Here is a 20,595-nt window from a genome sequence, read left to right as displayed (position 1 = left end):
TTTATTCACCTGCCTTTTCTGTTTCATGTGTTTGATGATCTTTGAGTAGTTTTCCAACCCAAACCACTAAAATTAAGATTGGAATCCCGATCAGTGTGGTCATCAAAAAGAAGTTTGGGTACCCAATATTACTCACTATGGTACCTGAATATCCACCTAAAAGTTTTGGTGTAAGGGTCATCAGTGAACTAAAGATCGCATATTGAACAGCAGTAAATGACACACTGGTTAGACTCGAAAGGAATGCAATAAATGCTGCACCAGCAAGACCCGAAGCCATATTATCTACAACAATTGCGAAGTAGAGCCACAGTGAACTATAAGGCTTGATGACTTTACCGCTAATCTCAACTTCTTGACCTGACTTGGTGTCAATGTATGGTAGAGGTTCGATGTTCACATCTAATTCAGCTTTTGGTGCAGAGTTTGAGGCGACTTCATATTGATGTGAAACTGATAATACTTTTTGGTTTCCTTCAACCACCGAAGCAGTAAGTTGTTTGCTTGGTGATGACAATAATTTTTGCATATCAATTGCAGCGTTGAACACGCCTTTTTGATCTGTCATTTTTGCATCAAAATTTTGCCCATCAAGATTCACCACAATCTTTTGGTTAGGCGATAAAGCTTTGCCAAAGTACTGACCACGAACAACCACACTGCCTTCAGAAGATTTAGCAGTGATTTGGTCACTTCCCATTAAAGGTAAAATCTGTAGGGGTACATGTTCAGCATGCGTTGTTACTAAAGGTTGAACTCGGACTATGGTCTCTGCTTGTTGACCTTGCAAAGCATAGCCAGCTTTTACATCAACTTGTTTTGCCCCATCAAAAGTGGAACTCGGGACTTTAATCTTCCAATAACCCACTTCATCTGGCTGAGCTTTATAATGTTTATCACCCACTTGAACATCAACCATATCAAGCGGTTTGCCAGATTTTACTAAACCAATGAAAATGAGGTTAGTCGAGCTTGCTAATACAGCACCAACAAACATCAGTTTCATGATGTTCATACGCTGCGCTAGTAAGCCGCCTAAGAAGCCACCAACCAAGCTAAAGATAACACCATAAACTTTTACAGCTTCGGCAATTTGCTCTTTGCTAAAGTTCAAATCTTGATAAAAGACATTTGAAATCACACCAGCAATAATGTCTGAAATACGGAAGAAACCAATCAAGAATAAAAGCACTAACGCAAGTTTGACACCATAACGTTTAAAGAAATCAAGAATTGGCGCAATCCAAGTTTCTTTTGCCATTTGCTGGTTGACCACGCCTATTTTCACCAGTATGTAACCGACTAAAATGGCAGTGCCTGTTGCTGTTAAAAATCTTAAAGCTTCTAAGCCAAATAAAGCTGCGCTGTCTTGAATATTGCCAGCTTTAGAAATTGCCTCAGTAATTTGACCTGAGTAAATATAAGTTATGACAAACGAAATGACCGCTACAAAGAAGACCAAAACCAGACGGTAATAATCTGTGGTTTTATAGTTTTTATATACGCGATTAACCTTAGGTTCGCGGACAAGCAAGGTTGTAATAATACCTACCGACATGACGGCTGCCATTGTTAAGTAAGTTGTTTTCCATGCCTCGTAAATATAGTTGCCTTTAGCTGTTCCTAAATGTGCTGCTAAGAATAATGCACCAGCACCCGCGACAATCATACCGATACGGTAACCCGCATTATAAGTAGATGCTAACACCGTCTGCATTTCAGTTTCAGCTAACTCAATACGATAAGCATCAATCACGATATCTTGCGTTGCTGCTGAAAACCCAAGCAACACGGCACCTGCCGCCATTTGAACAAGATAACTATGACCTAAAGCTGGGTCGGCAAAAGCCATGGTACAAATCGCAAGCACAATTAAACACTGTGCAATTAGCAACCAAGCACGTCTTCGGCCTAAAGCCTTGGTCAAGATAGGTACTGGCAACTCATCAATTAAGGGTGCCCAAACAAACTTAAAGGAATATCCCAAAGCTGCCCAACTGAAAAAAGTGACTGCACTTTTATCAATGCCCGCTTCACCTAGCCATAAAGAGAGGCTAGAGAAAATCAATAAAATAGGTATTCCGGCAGAAAAACCCAGAAATAGCATAATTAATGCACGACGGTCTAAAAATGCTTTAAACGCCGAGACCCAACCAGAGGTTTGTGTGGTCATTCGTTTTTTATTTTCCATAAATTATAAATGCGCCTATTCAATCGCTTCTTACAATTGCTTTCAAGATTCTTTCTGCAATCAAGTTTTGTTTTGGTGATAAAAGCAGCAAGTTTGCTTGATATTTTATGCTAAACCTGTATACCTTTAATCTTCAACCTTCGTTTTCTTTTGCTGGATATCAACAGTGACACAAAAACTTGATCAAGTGACAACTTCAACTTTATCACTCGCTAAAACAAACACCACAAACGTCACAATAAATGCATTTCCTTCAGCTTTTGAGCAACCTGATATAAAAATGACTTTGGATAAAACAGCCTTAAAACCCGAACAACTTACGCATATTCCAAATTTCGAAAATATCCCAGCTTCTACAAAACGTATAAAACCGCTTAATAACTTTTTAGGGCAAGACCGTGCCAAAGCTTCGGTAGAAGCAGGGATTTCTTTACCCTACTCTGGTTATAACATTTTTGCAGTAGGAACGGCAGGCTTGGGTAAACGCACCATGATTAAGCGTTTACTCCAACAACATGCGAAAACAATGCCTACTCCAGATGATTGGGTATATGTCTATAATTTTAAGCAAGCACGCCAACCACTTGCTCTACGCTTCCCTGCTGGGCAAGGAACGAAGTTTCAGCATACTCTTCACCAAACTTGGCAAATTATTTTAAAACAGCTTGAGCGCCGTTTTAGTGCCGAAACTTACCATAACCGTATTGAGCGTATCCGTGAAGAAACCGGAGATGAACAACAACAAGCACTGGTTGAGTTAACAAAAGAAGGCGAAGAGCTCGATTTAAAATTGATTTCTCGAAATGAGAAACATGGTTTTGTACCTGTACAAGTAAAAGACGATCAGGTGCAAGAACTGACTCAAACAGAAATTGATGCTTTAAATACGAAGCAGCGTGCTGAAATCGCAGCTAATGTTCGTTACATGGATAAAAAGCTCGAACGTCTTGGTTTGCATTTAGGCGATTTAGAAGATGACGCACGTGACAAAGTGTCTGTGTTAAATCGAGACATCGCGACTCAAGTGGTTATGCCACGCATGGATTTGATTTTAAATAAATATGGCCAAGTCAAAGGCCTTGAAGATTATTTAAAGCAGTATGCGCAAGATGTAATTGACAATGTTGAGCTCATTTTAGAGCAAGAAGAAGATGACTTTGCTCCAGCTATGTTCAATCGTGTACCTGCACGCTATCAAGCTAATGTGATTGTCTCAAACAAACCAAACAGTGGTGCACCGGTTATTTTTGAAGATTTCCCAACGCACTACAACTTGCTTGGTCATGTCGAACAACTTACTCACAACGGCACAATTACCACAGATTTCACTCTCATTCGCCCCGGTGCTCTACATCAAGCGAATGGTGGTTTTTTAATGCTTGAGGCCGAGCAATTACTCGAGCAGCCTTATGCATGGCAAGGTTTGAAGCGTGCTTTAAAATCAGGCCAGCTCAAGCTCTCTTCTCTTGAACATATGTTGACGTTAACAGGCTCTATCTCAATAGAACCTGCTGCAGTTCCACTTGATATTAAAGTGGTTCTTATGGCGGAACCTGAAATTTATTATGAAATTTTAGAAGTAGAACCAGAGCTTGGTAGTGTATTTAAAATTCGTGCAGATTTTACCGATACATTACAACGTAATGACGAAAATGAACAAGCTTACATGCAGCTAATTGCTGACTATGTACAAGCAGATAAATTGCTTCCGTTTGACCGCAGTGCTTTAGCAGCTTTACTTACCGACTCAAGCCGTCAGGCAGAAGACCAAAGCTCGCTGTCGTTACATGCTTCAACTTTGGGTGACCTCATTCGCGAAGCGCATCATCATGCATTTAAAGCCAATGAAAAGATTGTAACCGACCAGCACATTAACCTTGCACTACAACATAGACAATATCGCTTAGGCTATTTAAGAGAGCTTTACTGGCAAGATCTGTCGCGTGGAACTCAGTTAATCGAAACTTCTGGTCATCGTTTAGGTCAAATCAATGCCCTCTCCGTCATTCACTATGCAGATGTTGAGTTTGGTTTACCTTCACGTTTGACTGCATCGGTCTATCAAGGTGGCGGCGATATTCTTGATATTGAGCGTAGTGTAGAACTTGGTGGTTCACTACATGCTAAAGGCGTGTTGCTCATGTCTAGCTTCTTGAAAGCTCACTTTGGCCGTGAACAGATTTTGCATTTCTCTGCTGCGCTTGCATTTGAACAAAGTTATGGACAAGTGGACGGCGACAGTGCAACTGTTGCCGAGCTTTCTGCATTAATTTCAGCAATTAGCCAAATACCAATTGATCAATCATGGGCAATTACCGGTTCTATGAACCAGTTAGGCCAAGTACAACCAATTGGTGGTGTAAATGCCAAAATTGAAGGCTTTTATGATGCGTGTAAATTACAAGGTTTAACTGGCAAACAAGGTGTCATTATTCCACGTCAAAACATGCAGCATTTGATGTTACGTCAAGATGTGATTGATGCGGTGCAAAGTGGCCAATTCCATATCCATGCGATTGATACCATCGATCAAGCGCTTGAGATTTTAATGGCCCGCCCTGTCGGTACACTCGACAAAAAAGGTAAGTACAGTAAACACTCTATTTATGCTGCTGTAATGGAACAACTCGAATATTGGCAAGCCATTGAAGATGGTGCAGAAATTGAAGAGGAGCCAAAGAAGAAAAAGAAAAATAAGAAAAAAATCAAAAAGCATGAAGAGCTCACAGCTGATGATCTTCCACAAGAAAATCAAGAAGAAGTTGCGACTCTGAAGCAAAAATAACGTCAATAAAAAAGGGCTTGTAATCACAAGCCCTTTTTTATGAATAAGATCAAATTAGCGAACAATTTGCATGGCTCTTCCGCCTGCCAACTGACTAAAATATTGTTTAAGCGCTTCAACACAACGCTGAATCTTCATTGGCTGTTGATCGTGTTTTGCGATCTCTGCATATAAAGTGAAAGCTGGGAGTTTCCAATCTGGAAGGATTTCAATTAAAGAACCAGCCTTAAGTTCTTTTTGAGCATCTAAATATAAGATTCTGGCAATGCCATGTCCCTGCTGACATAAGGCTTTAGCAACTTGCAAATTATTACTTTGCAAACGGCTTACCATCTCTATATGTAATTTTTCACCGGTTTTAGCATGTTGAAAACTAAAACTGCGTGATTCATTCATTGCATTGATAGAAAGCAATTCATGGTTGTTTAAATCATTCGGATGCAAAATCGGGCTTGATTGATTGAGATAGCTGGGAGAGGCTACCAAAATCTGATCAACAAAAGCCATAGGAACGACAGTACTACTCTCTTCTACTGGTGTAGAACTCATACGCACTGCAATATCAATTCGCTCTTCAATTAGGTCGATATAACGATGCCCCACTTCAAAATGAACAGATAAACCACGATGGGCAGACATCCAGTGAGATAACGCAGGAATAATGTGCTGAACTGCTAAATCAGGTGTAGTTGCTATACGCAAATCACCAATCAAATCATCTCGCAATTCATTGATTCTGATTTTACCTCTTTCTGCTGCTGCCAACATTTCTTGGCAACTTGAGAAAAAAGCCTGTCCAGCCTCTGTCAAACTAAGTTTTCGAGTAGAACGGTGTAATAAAATTACATCCATTTCATTTTCAAGAGAACGTATTTGCTGACTTACAGCACTTGTTGTAATGCCTAATTCACGTGCCGCACCACTAAATGAACTTTTTTCAACCACACAAGCAAAAACACCCATCGCACGAAGCTGATCTAACATAGGTTTCCTCAAATCTAATTCTAAATTTATAAAAAATGCTTATTGTTGTAATGAAAGCAACCAATTGCATTATACGAGGAAACCTGTATTTATTGCATTAGCTAATTTGGTAAAAGATTTGCTGGATTGATTGGTTTACCATCAAGGCGAATTTGGAACTCAAGCATGACACGAGAAGCCCCTGAAGACCCCATCTCAGCAATCTTTTGGCCCGCGGTTACATTATCTCCACTCTTCACCATCATCTTGCTATTGTGGGCATACGCACTGATATAGCCATCAATATGTTTAATCAAAACGAGATTACCATATTCTTTTAAACCATCGGCTGCGTATACAACTTGACCATCAGCCGCAGCATAAATCGGGTCACCTTGGTTACCACCGTAACGAATTCCTTTGACATTATTCGCCAAATTAAATCCTTGGATCACTGGACCACTATTTGGTTTCACCCAACGCAAGCTTGAACTTGGAACAGAGACACCCACTGTAGTATTGGTGGTTGGTGCAACCGTTCTTGGTGGTGTAGTCACCGTCGTTTTTGCTGGGGTTGTTGTGGTTGTCGGTAATGCAATGGTTTGACGCTTAATTGGTTCTTGTTGCGCCATGACTTGTGTCGACACGGTTTTTGGTGAAGAAGATTTCTTCAATCGTAGTGATTGATTGACATAAATACGATATGGCGGAGCAATATCATTCATCTCTGCAACACTGAGATAATCCAAACCATAACGCATTGCAATACCACTTAAAGTATCACCTGAACGGACGGTGTAATAGTTAGGAGCCATTGAATAGCGAGAACTATTATTAATTTGTGGTTTAGAGGCACACCCTGCCATTGCAACAGTGAAACCTACAGCTACAGACAACATCATAATTTTCATTATATTGTCTCTTTGAATATGCGATCTGCTTTGTTGCCCAGTTAAATGCATCGATCTCCCTCACTAAATGCTACAAATCATTTCGGCTAAGAGTACCAAAAAAGTAAGAGGAAACATGTTCCTCTTTTTCTTTATTCACAAAGTTATAACATTTGGCCCAGATTATTAGCCCAGACTTGCCTGCAAATCTTCTAAAACCGCATAGTTTGTTGCATCCATCTGAATTGGGGTTACGCTTACAAAACCGTTTGCAACCGCAAAAAAGTCAGACTGAACTTGGCTGGCAATACGCTGTGGGTCCGTAACCGCTTCACCTGCTAGACCAATCCAGTAAACCTGTCTTCCTCTTGGGTCGACATGACTTGTGATTGGTTTAGACTGAGCACGGCGGCCTTGATAGGTAATTTGAGTCCCTTTAAGCTGTGGCACATCCGGAATATTAATATTAAAAATATGTCTCGGTGGTAGCGCAGGTAAACCTTTGGCAATAAAGTCATGTACCCACTTGGCTGCTTGAGCATAATCATCTTTATGGTTGTATGAACGTACATCTGACCCAGCCAAAGAAACCGCAATTGCTGGCTGTTTCATTAAGCGTCCTTCAAAGGCAGCGCCGACTGTTCCTGAGTACAGAACGTCATCACCTAAGTTTGCGCCACTGTTGATTCCACTCACCACCAAGTCAAATTCGAAATCGAATAATCCATTCATAGATAAATAGACGCAATCGGCTGGTGTTCCATTGACTGCCCATACATCTTCAGCAATTTGAATAGGGCGTAAAGGACGATCGAGTGTTAACGCACTCGAAAAACCACTTCTTTCACTTTCCGGAGCAACCACAACAACACGGCCTAGTGGTTTTAACGCTTCAGCTAAAGCTTGTATACCTGGTGCAAATACACCGTCATCGTTCGCAATTAGAATATTCACAAAAAATCTTTCTCGACAAATAAACCCGAAGGTTTTTCTCAATTGAATTATTTGTTGAATTATATATATTTATGACTCCATAGCATTATAAAATTGTGAAAAAATGAAAACTTTCGCTCCTTTTTTTCAAGTATTGGGGATCAGTATCACATTGTGTACGCAAACGGTTTTTGCTGATGAGGGTATCTCGACACAAGAAGCTGACAGCTTAATTAAAGATGACATTGCATCTACTCAAGTTTTACAAGAAATTTGCCCTACTTTTGTTGGTGCAAATAAAAATCTTGAAACCAATACTAAAAAGATTATTGCGATGTACCTCGGCGGTTATTCCAATAAAGCAATTACCTTCTCTGCACTGCAAAATGATGCAGAGTATAAAACTTTATTAAATGAAGCTCGCCAAGCTGCAAAAGAAATGGATCATCATGAGCAACATGAACTTTGTGAAGAAGTTGTAAATTACAAAGACTAAGCTTAATTCGCTCAATACGCTTTTCTTTGGAGGGTTTTCTGTTTATGTAAAGCAGAAAACCTACATAACAATACATTTTTTCCATTTTTTTAGCGTTTAAATTGTTTAAGCTATCGGCATATTTCAAATTTTTGTTTCAGGTTATCCATGTTTATGAAAAAAAGCTTAGTTCAATCTCTTTCTGTTGTTTTACTCATGACAATGGCAACAGTGGGTTATGCTGCTGACAAGAAAAAAACAGCTGAAAAGAAAACTGAAAATGAAAATGTTGTTGAAGTTACACCGACCAAAGGTACTACACCGGAAGAATTAGCAGCAATTCAAGTACTTTCTGAAATTTGCCCAAGTTTGATTGGCAAAAAAGATGCAGAATTTGCTCAAGGTTATGAGCGTCTTGTTAAAGACTATTTACCAAATGAAGCAGATCCAGTTGCCGCTTTAGAAAAACGTACTAAAGACAAAAGTTTCAAGAAAGTCTTAAAAGAAGCACGTAATGATGCAAAAGCTGCTGGTAACGAGCAAAATACGTTAGTTTGTCAAGACGTAAAAGCTTATCAATCGCAAAACTAAATTAGTTAAAAACTCTCTAGTTACAATACTGTTTGAAAAAGCCGACTTCCCCCATAGAAGTCGGCTTTGCTTTGTCCTAAAATGCTAGGCTCTTCTGCTTCACACAAGATATTGGAATTACCTAGAATGACTCGAAAAAGCGCTATTGCTGCACTCCTCCTCTTACCAAGTTTTTCTTATGCAGCAACTGTCTTATCAGCTCCGCCAGAATTAAATAATAAGTCTTATGTATTAATGGATTACGAGACAGGACAAATTCTCGCTTCTAAAAATGAAAATGAAAAGCTTGCTCCTGCTTCTATGACTAAAATGATGACAAGCTACATCATTGAACAAAAATTATTAAAAGGTGAACTTACCGAGAACGAAAAGGTTCGTATGAACGAATCAGCTTGGTGTAAAGGAAGCAGCGCTGAATCATGTATGTATGTACCATTAAATGGCACAGCTACTGTTTTAGAAATGCTTCGAGGTATTATCATTCAGTCTGGTAATGATGCATCAAAAGCAATGGCTGAACACATTGCCGGAAATGAAGGTACTTTTGCTCACCTGATGAATCAGGAAGCAAAACGTATTGGTATGACGAATACCCAATTTATGAACTCTACAGGCTTACCTGCTGAAGGTCATTATTCAACTGCAAAAGATATGGCAGTTTTAGCTCAGCATATTATTAAAGATAGCTCAAGATACTATCCGATTTACTCTGAGAAAGAATTTACATTTAACGGTATCAAACAAGGTAACCGTAATGCTTTACTTTACACTGACCCAAGTGTTGATGGTTTAAAAACAGGCCATACAGATGAAGCTGGTTACTGCTTAACGACTTCGAGTAAACGTGGTCCAATGCGTTTAATCTCAGTTATTTTTGGTACCGACAGCGTTAATGAACGTGCTAATCAAACTCGCTCATTGTTGTCTTGGGGCTTTGCAAACTTTGAAACTGCAAATGTTCAACCTGCAAACCAAGTTCTTGCAAAAGCGAAAGTATGGTTCGGTAAAGAAAATGAAGTTCAAATTGGTTTAGCAGAGAACTTTAACGTTACTATGCCTAAAGGCAAAGCTGGCGGTATTAAGACTCAATTAGTTGTACAACCAAACCTTAATGCACCTCTACAAAAAGGCCAAGTGGTGGGTAAACTTGTTGCAAGTTTAGATGGCAAAGTCATTGCTGAAAAACCTCTTGTTGCATTAAAACCAGTTGAAGAAGCAAGTTTCTTCGCACGTATGATTGACCATATCAAACAATTCTTCAGCAACTTATTCTAAGTTTAGAGTAGTTGGATTAAGCACTCATGCTATTAGCTTGAGTGCTTTTTTATTTTATAATTCGATTAAATTTTATTTTGATGCTTCTCATGACAAAAAACATCCGTCCTTATTTAGATCATCATCCACAAATTGATCCAAGCTGTTACATTGATGAAATGTCAGTGGTTGTTGGTGATGTTAAATTGGCCGAAAATGTTTCGGTTTGGCCTTTTGCAGTCATTCGCGGAGATGTAAATAGCATTCAAATTGGTAAAAACAGTAATGTACAAGACCACTGTATGTTACATGTGAGCCATAAAAATGATGCGAAACCCAATGGTTCACCTCTTATTATTGGTGAAGATGTGACAGTAGGTCATCATGTTACTTTACATGGCTGTACGATTGGCAACCGCGTACTAGTCGGAATTAATACCGTCATTTTAGATGATGTCGTTATTGAAGATGATGTAATGATTGGTGCGGGCAGTTTAGTTCCACCTCGTAAAGTCTTAAAAAGTGGTTATCTCTACGTTGGAAGTCCAGTACAGCAAGTACGTCCTCTAACTGAAAAAGAATTGGCATTTTTACCTTATTCAGCAAGACATTATGTAAAAGTGCAAAATAACCATAAAGATAACCAAACAAATTAAATCGTACTCAGTTTTTTCAAACGATAGAGTTTTTAGAGTGCTCTATCGTTTGTAAGATCACCGTAGCCAAAAACCCCTAAATTTCGTATCATACGACTTTTAAATTCATGGTGCTTTTTTATGGCCGCATGGACTCCTCATGTCACTGTCGCTACAGTCGTAGAAAAAGATGGACGCTATCTTTTTGTCGAAGAACATAGCGAAGGTTTTGTACACACTGTGTTTAATCAACCTGCTGGTCATGTGGAATGTGGTGAAACGCTAACAGAAGCTGCTATTCGTGAAACTCTTGAAGAAACGGGTCATCATGTTGAGATAGATGCCTTACTTGGTATTTATACATATACCCCACCCATGTTTCCGGACCGTACTTACTATCGCTTCTGCTTTTTAGCACATGTCACTCACGTCGAAAGCGACCCTAAACTTGATACAGGTATTGTTTCTGCTGTCTGGATGACTCTAGATGAGCTTCAAGAATCTGCCCGTGCTCGTAGTCCTTTAGTTATTAAAGCCATTGAAGATGCTATAAAAGGCCACCATTATCCTTTAGCTCTTATTTATGAGCACCCTTTCTCTCCCTCATTAACTTCTCATTTGGATGCCTAGTCCTATGCAACAACGTGTCATCGTCGGTATGTCTGGTGGCGTAGATTCATCTGTTTCTGCGGCACTCTTACTTCAACAGGGTTATCAAGTTGAAGGTCTTTTCATGAAAAACTGGGAGGAAGATGATGGCACGGAATACTGTACAGCAATGGAAGATTTAGCCGATGCTCAAGCAGTAGCAGATAAAATCGGTATTAAACTCCATACTGCAAACTTTGCTATGGAATATTGGGATCGTGTATTCGAACACTTCTTGGCTGAATATGCAGCGGGTCGTACCCCAAACCCAGATATCTTGTGTAATAAAGAAATTAAGTTTCGTGCATTTTTAGACCATGCTATGACTTTAGGTGCAGATTTTATTGCAACAGGACACTATGCTCGTCGTGCTGAAACTGCTTATAACTCTAAAGGTGAAGCATATGCACCTTTATTACGTGGTTTAGATAATAACAAAGACCAAACCTATTTTTTACATGCAGTACATGGTCGTGAAATTAATAAAACCCTGTTCCCTGTAGGCGAAATTGAAAAACCAGAAGTTCGTAGAATTGCCGAAGAACTGGACTTAGCAACGGCGAAGAAAAAAGATTCAACTGGTATATGTTTTATCGGTGAACGCCGTTTTAATGACTTCCTTAAACAATATTTACCCGCTCAACCAGGTAAAATTGTATTGGATAACGGTAAAGAAGTTGGTGAACATCACGGTCTGATGTACTATACGCTCGGTCAGCGTGGTGGTATTGGTCTAGGCGGTATGAAAGGTGCAGCAGAAGGTGCATGGTTTGTACTTCATAAAGACGTTGCCAATAACCGTTTAGTTGTAGGCCAAGGACATGAACACCCACTGATGCAAAGTACACAGCTTTGGAGTGAGTCCATTGACTGGGTAGCAGGTGAACAACATATTCCAGCTGAAGGATTACGTTGTACCGCTAAAACACGTTATCGCCAGCCTGATCAGGCTTGCACAGTGTTTATTGATGAAAATAGTGAACACGGTATTCGTGTTGAGTTTGATGAACCTCAACGCGCAGTTACACCGGGTCAAAGTGTTGTATTTTATTCAGATGAAGTTTGCCTAGGCGGGGGTGTGATTCACCATACAAATGCCCCTACACCAAATTTTATTTAAGGGAATGAGTGGCATGGTGGAGTTACCCTTTCAACAATCACAAGCCTTGAATGTTCGCCAAAACCGTGCCCTTGCTTTAGCTGGGGTATTCCAAGCGACCCAGCTTACACATATGACTGCTATGACAGGTCAGCAAAGTATTGGTGAAAGTGGTAACTTCTATTTTGAGTTATTAATAAAGGCGAGTTTAAATATTCGCCCGACAACAAACAATAATACCGTTCAGACATTAGATTTTTTTAATCAACTGGCTGATATTTCGTTAGGTCTTAAAACACTCGAAAATTGTATTACCCAGCCTTTTACCAATGCGCCTAAGTCTCGTTTGCCTAAAATGCGTAGTGCAAAGCTTCCTATGTCTTACGCAATGTCACTTTTGCAATTAGAAAAAAAGGTCTATAGCAATCCTGAATATGTGGCGGTTATTGAAAAAGCCCAGCAGAAGATTTTAAAACAGCTTTCTTTTTTTGATAATAACTATTTACACCCAAGTATTTTAGCCAATTTGGCTCAAACCTATGTTGATACTGCCGGGCAAATTAATCCACGTATTTTAGTTCGTGGTAATGCTGAGGCATTTAAAGATACCAACCATACCAACCGTATTCGTGCTTGTCTGTTTACAGGGCTACAAATGGCTCATTTATGGCGACAACTCGGCGGTAGTTCATGGAACATGATTTTTAGCAAACGTAAATTGCTACAGGATATTCAAGCACTTGCTCGCTTACAGTACCAAGTTATCTAAGTCTGTAACGAGATTATTTTTGTTTTATGTTTATTCCAGCATTAAGGAATCGTTATGAACGCTTTAACCGCACTATCACCATTAGATGGACGTTATGCCAGCAAATGTGATGCGCTACGCCCTTTTCTTTCTGAGTTTGGTTTAATTCATGCTCGTGTCACTGTAGAAGTGCGTTGGTTACAAGCGCTTTCTAATCGTCCAGAAATTATTGAAGTTGCTCCTTTCTCAGCTGAAACAAATGCAGCTCTAGATGCAATCGTAAGCAACTTCTCTGAAGCAGATGCGAATCGCATTAAAGAAATTGAACGTACAACTAACCATGACGTAAAAGCAGTTGAATATTTCTTGAAAGAGAAAATTGCTGGTATTGCTGAATTACAAAATGCGGGTGAGTTCATTCACTTCGCTTGTACATCAGAAGACATCAATAACTTGTCTCATGCGCTTATGCTTAAAAACGGTCGTGAAGTTTTAGTATCAAGCATGAAGCAAATTTTAAATGCAATTTCTGCTTTAGCAACGACTCATGCTGAACAACCGATGTTGTCTCGTACACATGGTCAAACTGCTAGCCCAACAACTTTGGGTAAAGAAATGGCGAACGTTGCATATCGTTTAGCTCGCCAAATCAAGCAATTTGAAAATGTTGAGTTACTCGGCAAAATCAATGGTGCAGTAGGTAACTACAATGCTCACCTTTCTGCTTACCCAGATGTTGATTGGCCAGCGCACTCACAAGCTTTTGTTGAATCTTTAGGTTTAACATTTAACCCATACACAACTCAAATTGAGCCACATGACTACATGGCTGAGTTGTTTGATGCGTTACGTCGTTACAATACAATTTTGATCGACTTTAACCGTGACGTATGGGGTTATATCTCTTTAGGTTACTTCAAACAAAAACTTAAAGAAGGTGAAGTTGGTTCTTCAACTATGCCACACAAAGTAAACCCAATTGACTTTGAAAACTCTGAAGGTAACTTAGGCATTGCAAATGCAGTGCTGGCTCACTTAGGCGAAAAATTACCAATTTCTCGCTGGCAGCGTGACTTAACTGACTCAACTGTACTTCGTAACATGGGTGTTGGTTTTGCTCAAAGCTTAATTGCTTTTGATGCTTGCTTAAAAGGTATTGGTAAACTTGAACTCAATGCAAACCGCTTAAATGAAGACCTTGACCAAGCTCAAGAAGTTCTTGCAGAACCAATTCAAACAGTTATGCGTCGTTATAACGTTGAAAAACCATACGAGAAGTTAAAAGCTTTAACTCGTGGTCAAGCAATGACTCGTGACATGATGGTTGACTTCGTAAATGGTAATGAACTTGCTCAAGTACCAAGCGAAGAGCGTGCTCGTTTAGCTGAGCTTACACCTGCAACTTACACAGGTAACGCAGCTGAACAAGCAAAACAAATTAACGATTTAATTAGCAAAATCTAATTAAAAAAATTTGATAAAAGCGAAGCTTAGGCTTCGCTTTTTTATTACACTCATATAAATCAGAATAAAGACTTATTTATAAAATGATCGAAAAAGAATTCAAAGTTAAACACTATATTGCGCTTGGTCTGCTTTTTATTGCCATTATCATTTCAGGTATTCAACCACTTGAGTTTGAGGCTTATTTACTTCATCAAGCTGGCACTGTTTTTATGGTGATTCTGCTTTTTATTATTTTCAAAAAAATTGGACTCAATTTCTTAACTTTTACTTTTTATCTACTTTTTTTATTAATCCATATTATTGGCGCTCACTATCTCTACTCATACGTTCCATACAATGACTGGATACAACAGGTGTTCCATTTCAACCTAGATCAATATATGGGCTGGTCTCGTAATATGTATGATCGTTTAGTTCATCTTGCCTATGGTGTTTTGCTCTACCCTCTTATTTATCGTGTATTCCAAGTATGGTTACCCACTGCACGTCCTTTTTCTTTATTCTTACTTGTAGTCCAATTCGTGATGGCATCAAGTGTCTTTTATGAACTAATTGAATGGGCAATCGCAATTGGGTTATCACCTGAACAAGCGGAAAACTATAATGGGCAACAAGGTGATATGTGGGATGCTCATAAAGACATGTTACTCGCCACAATTGGCGCAATCCTCTATGGGCTTTTCGCCTTGATAACATCACCCAAATTAGACAATAAACCGTAAATAAAAAGCGCTCTTTAAGCGCTTTTTATTTTTTATCAAATGGCCTGTTAAACAACCGGATAAGTTTGCTCTAAAATATTTTGCAACGGTGAAGAAGTCGTATTTGGCAAAAGATGATCAAGATTTGTTGTCTGATCAATTGAAGTATTTACATCATTTTGCTCAGGAGTCTGAGCCGTTTTTAATGCTGTCGATGATAGAAGTTTTGAGACAGGATCTGATTCGTTTAAAGAAGAGCTTTTTAGCAAATCATCTACAGGAACAGTTTTCTGCTGACTAGTCGGCTCAGTTGTCGTAGTTTGCGCAACCTTTAAAGTATGTAACCCAACACTATCTGCCAAAGATGGTGCTTCTGTACTTAAAGTATTGACTGAAGCATCGGCCAGACTCGCGACCTTCGGTGCAACCACATAAAAAGTAAATGGAGAGCTTGCTTCACTGGTCAGCCCTGCTGCATCGGTTTGGGTTAAAGTAATGCTGTGCTTACCAAGAGTTAAGTCTTTATCAAAAGTAAATGACCAAGATCTACCAGCCGTTACAGTCACCACCCCAATTGCAACACCATTATCATAAATCGTAAGTGTCGCATTTGCTTCACCTGAACCCGTAAGTTTTGGCCTAGCATCATCAGTTTCCGAACCTGCCGCGATAGCACCTTTGATGTCACCTACATCATCTTCTACACTATTTAAGATAGGTTTGGTCGGAGGTATAGTATCTTTTGTACCCACAATATCCAGATTTTCAGATCTATTTCCTGCGCTATCAATCGCAGAAACAGCACCATGGTTGTTATCAGTCAATGCTGGCGAAATAGTAATGGTAAATTTTCCATTCGCATCTGCTGTTCCAGTACCAATCACTTTACCAGTTGCATCTTTAATTTCAATTTTGGCATTGGCTTCCGCTGTACCAGTTACTGAAGTACCATCTGCATTAATTTGAGCCGTTGGTTTATCCGGTGCAATCGAGTCAAAACCTGGCTTAATTTCGACAGACTTAGACGTATTACCGGCTGCATCTTCAACAACTACGGTGCCTTTTTGAGAATCTTTTAAAGCAGGTGAAAGCGTAATTTGAAAGTCACCTTGGGCATCCGCCATGCCAGATCCAATGACATTGCCATCGGCATCTTTGATTTGAACTTTTGCATTGGCTTCAGTTTTACCATGTATTACCGATCCTTCTTTGTTGACTTCAACAAAAGGAGAAGCTGGTGGCACGGTGTCTTTACCTGCAATAATTTTAACTTCTTCAGATTTATTACCAGCAGCATCTTCAGCAATAACTTTACCGCCCGCCTCACCAGTTAATGGCGGAGTAAGTTTTAAAGAATAAATACCATCTTTATTTGCAAAAACAGAACCTAGTACTTTGCCAGTGGCATCATAAACTGTAATTTTTGCATTTGCCTCTGCTTTACCAGTCAATAATGAACCATCATCGCTTAATTGGGCCTGTGGAGTATCTGGAGGTATTGTATCTTTTGTACCTGTTACAACAGTCGCTTTAGAGCTATTTCCAGCCGCATCTTGGGCAATAACATTTAATTTGTCCCCATTCACTAGAGGCTTATCTAATTTAATCGTGTAGTTACCACTTGCATCTGCAACACCCGATGTGACTGTATTGCCTGCAGCATCTTTAAGATAGATTTTTGCATTTGCTTCAGTTTTACCAGTCACTGTCACGGTATCATCAGCAAGCGTAGCGGTAGGAGCAGCAGGCGCGATTAAATCAGGTGCACTTGCTGAGTCATCCTTATCATCTTTCTTAAAAGCCCAAAGATATAATCCTTCAACAGCTAGAACTGCTAGACCAGCTTTGAGTACATTACCTATTGAAAAACTTGGATCACCATCAACAGCCATAGTTGCAGCTGTTGAACTCCTACTAGCATAGCCCAAATCTGTAATGTGATTTAAGCCTTTATAATCGATCACTTTGCCTTGGGCATCAAATTGTGCTTCAACAAACTTCCCTTGTTCTGTTGGAAAAACAAGTGAATGCTCTGTTGTATTCGTTGCTTCATTAAAGAAATTTTCTAAGACAATGGTCTCTCCATTTTTTAAATGGATGACTAGGCGTCCACCCTGTTTTTCCATCGATGCAATATCTTTTTGACTTACACCAATTTGAATAATAGTAGGCTGGTTTAAAATTACTTTATTGAGCTGACCATCTTGCAGAACGTCCAAACCCTCTTTGGATGCCACAATTATTCTTGTCATTATTTCCTATCCTGAATTTCAGTTATATTTTTAAATGTGTAACTTTTTAAATGAAACATCTAAAAGCTATTTTATTGTTGCCTAAAATATCAAAATCACTTATCTATCACAATTCAATAAGTATATTTATCAACAATATTTTTTGAATTCTCATTAAAAAATATAACTTCAAACAGGATTTATATGCACCTTATATATTACATTCTTAAATAAACAAAGCTAAAAGCTCCGACAAGAACGAACACCAACAATGTCATAAATTTAGTTATTTTTTTATCTTCCCATGTCATTTTAAGCATAGTCCAGCCCTGAAAGCGTTTAGCAAGAATGCTATTTAAAATAAGCGTTGAAAGATGCAATATAACCAAAGCTAAAAATAAGTTTGCGAAAAATGAATGTAAGTCTCTCAAAGAATAAGTAAAGTGCTCTGTTCCGTATCCAAGTGCTACAACAACAGGAATGAGTATGAAAATAAATACAATCGAAGCTTGAAATAGCCCAATACTGAATAATTGAATTGAATTTTTCGAAAAAATACTTACTGAATTTGCATGACTAAACGGCTTTTTAATTGCGTTGAATACCATACTGCTCCGCTTCTTTATGCCAAATGGCGCAGTATTTGAAATACGTGGACTTAAAAAATGCCAGATAACCCGTGTGGTAATACTCATCAGGAGGATATAACCAAACATCATATGCACCTGATGTAAGTCCTCACTATCTCCTGTAAAATAAGCACCAACAAACGCAACCATAATAATGATGTGCAAGATTCTTATAAGAATATCAATATGAGATAAAGTTTTTGACATCACAAAACTCAAAAATTTAAAAATAACCACAACTTTGGCAATTGAAACTTAAACAAATATTAATCAAATTGGTTTAATGGCTCCCATAAAAAAGAGCACCTATAAAGGTACTCTTTCGTTAAAAAATATTTTAATTAAAATTTCGTATCGCGCATTTGCACCAAAGTTGAATTCGCTTTTGCCAATGTATCTGCAACTTTATTCATTACCGCTGGAATCAAACTATCCGCCATTTGAGCCGCTTGTAGACCTAACTTTTCACCCAAAGTTGCCTTTTTACGTGTATTAATCACATAGACATCATGCTGAGGTAACAACGCTAATAGATACTCATCAGAAGTTTCTAGTTTATCTACAAGGTTTAAATCAAGTGCATCTTGTCCATACCAATGCTCACCTGTAGCAACTTTGTCTACATTAAGCTGTGGACGATACTTCTCTACAAAGTGCTTAAACAAGATATGTGTTTGTTGTAGCTCTTCTTCAAACTTCGCCTTACCTTCAGGTGTATTTTCACCGAACATAGTCACAGTACGCTTATATTGCCCTGCTGTGTAAAGTTCGAAGTCAACGTTATGCTCTTTTAAAAGACGATTGAAATTTGGAACCTGAGCAACGACACCAATCGAACCAACAACAGCAAATGGTGCAGAAATAATTTCATTTGCAATACAAGCCATCATATAACCACCACTTGCAGCGACTTTGTCGACACAGATCGTTAAATGAAAACCTGCATCACGCAAACGAACTAACTGAGCTGCTGCCAGTCCATAACCATGAACCATACCACCCGGACTTTCAAGACGTACCACTACGCGGTCACGTCCAGCTTTAGCTGTAGCTAAAATAAGTGTGATTTCTTCACGAAGGTTTTCAACCGCAGATGCTTGAATGTCACCTTTAAAATCTAAAACAAAAATCTTCTGATTGTTCTTACGGCGGATTTTAGCTTCTTTTGCAAGTTGTTGAGCCAATTGTAAAAGCTCTAAACGGCTTGCTGTCGTTTGTGCAATTTTTTTTCTCTGTTCATTTACACGTGCATTTAAATGACTAACACGTATTTCCGCAGGGAGTTTAGGCAAATGGAATAACATAAAATTCTATGCTCATAAGTTTGTCTTTATAGCCTTAAGATGTGGTTCTTTTGATTAAAATTCAATAGCGATTTTGCAAAATAGATTCATTTTCATTTATTAAATAAAAAAAAGAGCACAAGGCTCTTTTTCTTTTACAGCTAGAAATTAACCGAAACGGCCAGTAATGTACGCTTCTGTCAATTGATGGTCAGGTTGCGTAAATACTTTTTCTGTAGAGTTTACTTCGATCAAATCACCTAAATGGAAGTAAGCTGTACGGTCTGAAACACGTGCTGCTTGTTGCATTGAGTGCGTTACAATCACAATCGTATATTGATCAGAAAGTTCTGAAATAAGCTCTTCCACTTTTGCTGTTGCAATTGGGTCAAGTGCAGAACATGGTTCATCCATCAAAATGACTTCAGGACTTACCGCAATCGTACGTGCAATACATAAACGTTGTTGCTGACCACCAGATAAGCCTGTACCCGGCTGATTCAAACGGTCTTTCACTTCTTCCCATAAGCCCGCTTTACGCAAGCTATTTTCAACAATTTCTTCTAGGTCATATTTGTCACGTGCTAAACCATGTAGCTTTGGTCCATATGCAACGTTATCAAAAATAGACTTAGGAAACGGGTTTGGCTTTTGGAATACCATACCCACCTGAGCACGTAGCAATACAACGTCCAGATTTGGATCATAGATATTTTTATTATCTAAAGTGATCTTACCTGTTACACGGCAGCCATCAATCGTGTCATTCATACGGTTTAAAGTACGTAGGAAAGTTGATTTACCACAACCTGATGGTCCAATGAATGCAATCACTTCATTTTGGTAGATATCTAAATCAATGCCTTTGATCGCTTCAAAGTCGCCATAATAAACATGGGCATCTTGTGCACTAATTTTGATTTCAGTTGAGTTCTGCTTTTTTGAAGTTTGCGGTTCAAAATGCGAAACATATGAAGTGCCATGATTCAGCGGCTTATCTGTAAATTGAGATTGTTCAGTATTCACTAACTTATCCTTTTCTAAGGAATTCGTAATATCAATAGTATTCATT

At 38.9% G+C, this 20,595-nt stretch carries 18 protein-coding genes; 10 read left to right on the top strand and 8 right to left on the bottom strand.

The features are described from left to right. Position 1: 1 nt before the first annotated feature. Entirely contained in the window at positions 2 to 2,191 is a 2,190-nt protein-coding gene (locus AC1PJ9_RS10310; RefSeq protein ID WP_311086839.1) for an AmpG family muropeptide MFS transporter, read from the bottom strand. 166 nt (positions 2,192 to 2,357) lie between these two features. On the opposite strand from AC1PJ9_RS10310, the gene AC1PJ9_RS10305 reads away from it, so the two are divergent. Next, positions 2,358 to 4,976 (top strand): Lon protease family protein, encoded by a 2,619-nt coding sequence (locus tag AC1PJ9_RS10305; RefSeq protein WP_311069368.1) that lies wholly within the window; start codon positions 2,358 to 2,360, stop codon positions 4,974 to 4,976. 54 nt (positions 4,977 to 5,030) lie between these two features. Here AC1PJ9_RS10305 and AC1PJ9_RS10300 read toward each other — a convergent pair whose 3' ends face one another. From AC1PJ9_RS10300 to surE, 3 genes are all read right to left on the bottom strand, one after another. Continuing rightward, positions 5,031 to 5,960, bottom strand: a complete 930-nt coding sequence (locus AC1PJ9_RS10300) for a LysR family transcriptional regulator (protein WP_263614299.1) — start codon at positions 5,958 to 5,960, stop codon at positions 5,031 to 5,033. Between the two features lie 101 nt (positions 5,961 to 6,061). Beyond that, positions 6,062 to 6,901, bottom strand: coding sequence for a peptidoglycan DD-metalloendopeptidase family protein (locus tag AC1PJ9_RS10295; RefSeq protein ID WP_311086838.1), 840 nt, complete (start codon positions 6,899 to 6,901; stop codon positions 6,062 to 6,064). Positions 6,902 to 7,015: 114 nt separating this feature from the next. After that, on the bottom strand, positions 7,016 to 7,783 hold the full coding sequence (gene surE, locus AC1PJ9_RS10290) for a 5'/3'-nucleotidase SurE (protein WP_174724179.1): 768 nt from the start codon (positions 7,781 to 7,783) through the stop codon (positions 7,016 to 7,018). Positions 7,784 to 7,886: 103 nt separating this feature from the next. Between surE and AC1PJ9_RS10285 the strand changes: the two genes are divergently transcribed. From AC1PJ9_RS10285 to AC1PJ9_RS10245, 9 genes are all read left to right on the top strand, one after another. Continuing rightward, the gene (locus AC1PJ9_RS10285; protein WP_263614301.1) at positions 7,887 to 8,258 is read left to right on the top strand and encodes an MCR_0457 family protein; all 372 of its coding nucleotides are present in this window, start codon (positions 7,887 to 7,889) and stop codon (positions 8,256 to 8,258) included. Between the two features lie 147 nt (positions 8,259 to 8,405). Continuing rightward, positions 8,406 to 8,828, top strand: coding sequence for an MCR_0457 family protein (locus AC1PJ9_RS10280; RefSeq protein WP_263614302.1), 423 nt, complete (start codon positions 8,406 to 8,408; stop codon positions 8,826 to 8,828). A 126-nt stretch (positions 8,829 to 8,954) separates the two neighbouring features. Further along, positions 8,955 to 10,103: a D-alanyl-D-alanine carboxypeptidase PBP5/6 gene (dacC, locus tag AC1PJ9_RS10275; protein ID WP_174722975.1), complete on the top strand. Its 1,149-nt coding sequence runs from the start codon at positions 8,955 to 8,957 to the stop codon at positions 10,101 to 10,103. A gap of 89 nt (positions 10,104 to 10,192) precedes the next feature. Then, the gene (locus tag AC1PJ9_RS10270) at positions 10,193 to 10,738 is read left to right on the top strand and encodes a gamma carbonic anhydrase family protein (protein WP_004707665.1); all 546 of its coding nucleotides are present in this window, start codon (positions 10,193 to 10,195) and stop codon (positions 10,736 to 10,738) included. A gap of 120 nt (positions 10,739 to 10,858) precedes the next feature. Further along, a complete protein-coding gene (locus AC1PJ9_RS10265; RefSeq protein WP_174743664.1) occupies positions 10,859 to 11,347 on the top strand; it encodes an NUDIX hydrolase in 489 nt (162 codons plus the stop codon). A 4-nt stretch (positions 11,348 to 11,351) separates the two neighbouring features. Beyond that, entirely contained in the window at positions 11,352 to 12,485 is a 1,134-nt protein-coding gene (gene mnmA, locus AC1PJ9_RS10260) for a tRNA 2-thiouridine(34) synthase MnmA (protein ID WP_031981789.1), read from the top strand. A 13-nt stretch (positions 12,486 to 12,498) separates the two neighbouring features. Beyond that, positions 12,499 to 13,233, top strand: coding sequence for a high frequency lysogenization protein HflD (hflD, locus tag AC1PJ9_RS10255; protein ID WP_311086837.1), 735 nt, complete (start codon positions 12,499 to 12,501; stop codon positions 13,231 to 13,233). Between the two features lie 54 nt (positions 13,234 to 13,287). Then, entirely contained in the window at positions 13,288 to 14,676 is a 1,389-nt protein-coding gene (gene purB / locus AC1PJ9_RS10250) for an adenylosuccinate lyase (RefSeq protein WP_311086836.1), read from the top strand. A gap of 83 nt (positions 14,677 to 14,759) precedes the next feature. Beyond that, positions 14,760 to 15,401: a DUF2238 domain-containing protein gene (locus tag AC1PJ9_RS10245; RefSeq protein WP_311086835.1), complete on the top strand. Its 642-nt coding sequence runs from the start codon at positions 14,760 to 14,762 to the stop codon at positions 15,399 to 15,401. Positions 15,402 to 15,448: 47 nt separating this feature from the next. On the opposite strand, the gene blp2 is transcribed toward AC1PJ9_RS10245, so the two are convergent. The 4 genes from blp2 to pstB all read right to left on the bottom strand — a co-directional run bounded on the left by blp2 (position 15,449) and on the right by pstB (position 20,594). Continuing rightward, positions 15,449 to 17,632, bottom strand: coding sequence for an Ig-like repeat protein Blp2 (gene blp2, locus AC1PJ9_RS10240; RefSeq protein ID WP_311086834.1), 2,184 nt, complete (start codon positions 17,630 to 17,632; stop codon positions 15,449 to 15,451). Between the two features lie 197 nt (positions 17,633 to 17,829). Beyond that, complete coding sequence (locus AC1PJ9_RS10235; RefSeq protein ID WP_311086833.1) at positions 17,830 to 18,447, bottom strand: cytochrome b/b6 domain-containing protein; 618 nt, start codon at positions 18,445 to 18,447, stop codon at positions 17,830 to 17,832. Positions 18,448 to 18,581: 134 nt separating this feature from the next. Continuing rightward, positions 18,582 to 19,544, bottom strand: coding sequence for a protease SohB (gene sohB / locus AC1PJ9_RS10230; RefSeq protein WP_077169542.1), 963 nt, complete (start codon positions 19,542 to 19,544; stop codon positions 18,582 to 18,584). Positions 19,545 to 19,691: 147 nt separating this feature from the next. Beyond that, positions 19,692 to 20,594, bottom strand: a complete 903-nt coding sequence (pstB, locus tag AC1PJ9_RS10225) for a phosphate ABC transporter ATP-binding protein PstB (protein ID WP_004700130.1) — start codon at positions 20,592 to 20,594, stop codon at positions 19,692 to 19,694. Position 20,595 lies beyond the last annotated feature (1 nt).

This window comes from Acinetobacter sp. 70_2, assembly GCF_056736115.1.
Note: the sequence above shows the minus strand (reverse complement) of the source record. Positions and strands in the feature narration are given on the sequence as shown.

What these genes read in the sequence shown, in the direction of transcription:
- AC1PJ9_RS10310 (WP_311086839.1), bottom strand. Translation starts at nt 2,191, where the DNA reads ATGGAAAATAAAAAACGAATGACCACACAAACCTCTGGTTGGGTCTCG.
- AC1PJ9_RS10300 (WP_263614299.1), bottom strand. Translation starts at nt 5,960, where the DNA reads ATGTTAGATCAGCTTCGTGCGATGGGTGTTTTTGCTTGTGTGGTTGAA.
- AC1PJ9_RS10295 (WP_311086838.1), bottom strand. Translation starts at nt 6,901, where the DNA reads ATGCATTTAACTGGGCAACAAAGCAGATCGCATATTCAAAGAGACAAT.
- AC1PJ9_RS10285 (WP_263614301.1), top strand. Translation starts at nt 7,887, where the DNA reads ATGAAAACTTTCGCTCCTTTTTTTCAAGTATTGGGGATCAGTATCACA.
- AC1PJ9_RS10280 (WP_263614302.1), top strand. Translation starts at nt 8,406, where the DNA reads ATGTTTATGAAAAAAAGCTTAGTTCAATCTCTTTCTGTTGTTTTACTC.
- dacC (WP_174722975.1), top strand. Translation starts at nt 8,955, where the DNA reads ATGACTCGAAAAAGCGCTATTGCTGCACTCCTCCTCTTACCAAGTTTT.
- AC1PJ9_RS10270 (WP_004707665.1), top strand. Translation starts at nt 10,193, where the DNA reads ATGACAAAAAACATCCGTCCTTATTTAGATCATCATCCACAAATTGAT.
- AC1PJ9_RS10265 (WP_174743664.1), top strand. Translation starts at nt 10,859, where the DNA reads ATGGCCGCATGGACTCCTCATGTCACTGTCGCTACAGTCGTAGAAAAA.
- mnmA (WP_031981789.1), top strand. Translation starts at nt 11,352, where the DNA reads ATGCAACAACGTGTCATCGTCGGTATGTCTGGTGGCGTAGATTCATCT.
- hflD (WP_311086837.1), top strand. Translation starts at nt 12,499, where the DNA reads ATGGTGGAGTTACCCTTTCAACAATCACAAGCCTTGAATGTTCGCCAA.
- purB (WP_311086836.1), top strand. Translation starts at nt 13,288, where the DNA reads ATGAACGCTTTAACCGCACTATCACCATTAGATGGACGTTATGCCAGC.
- AC1PJ9_RS10245 (WP_311086835.1), top strand. Translation starts at nt 14,760, where the DNA reads ATGATCGAAAAAGAATTCAAAGTTAAACACTATATTGCGCTTGGTCTG.
- blp2 (WP_311086834.1), bottom strand. Translation starts at nt 17,632, where the DNA reads ATGACAAGAATAATTGTGGCATCCAAAGAGGGTTTGGACGTTCTGCAA.
- AC1PJ9_RS10235 (WP_311086833.1), bottom strand. Translation starts at nt 18,447, where the DNA reads ATGTCAAAAACTTTATCTCATATTGATATTCTTATAAGAATCTTGCAC.
- sohB (WP_077169542.1), bottom strand. Translation starts at nt 19,544, where the DNA reads ATGTTATTCCATTTGCCTAAACTCCCTGCGGAAATACGTGTTAGTCAT.
- pstB (WP_004700130.1), bottom strand. Translation starts at nt 20,594, where the DNA reads ATGAATACTATTGATATTACGAATTCCTTAGAAAAGGATAAGTTAGTG.